The 377-nt window shown below is 46.9% G+C and carries 1 protein-coding gene; it reads right to left on the minus strand.

Annotated features, from left to right (window positions below; translation table 11 throughout):
• A partial coding sequence (locus DW862_RS26570; RefSeq protein WP_243636526.1) for an SLBB domain-containing protein occupies positions 1–377 on the minus strand: 377 nt, incomplete at both ends.

Below are 377 nucleotides of genomic sequence, written 5' to 3' on the forward strand. Positions count from 1 at the left end.
ACACGAGTCAACTTGGCACCACGTAAGTAAGCATAATTCGTAGCACCTCCAGCTTTATTGATCAAATCTGAAAGGCGTTCTTCACGGCTGGTCATGGCGTATGAGCCTCCGAACAGGATTTCACCTTCAACAACTACATTCTGCTGAGCCTGATAACCCGGACTACGACGTACATAGACCTCATCATAAGGTTGAAGAACAAAACCCGGTGTACCGTCAACAACAAAACCTTCTTTCAGGGAGAATGTATACGTTCGACCGATAGTATCATTATCCGCTGTACTATGGGGATTCCTGATTCTGCGCGATACATCCACACGAACAACAGAAGCGGCTTCACGCAAGCCTCCGGCCTGAATGATCAAGTCTTCAAGAGT

Source organism: Bacteroides sp. AM37-9, assembly GCF_003603455.1.
GTDB lineage: Bacteria > Bacteroidota > Bacteroidia > Bacteroidales > Bacteroidaceae > Bacteroides > Bacteroides xylanisolvens.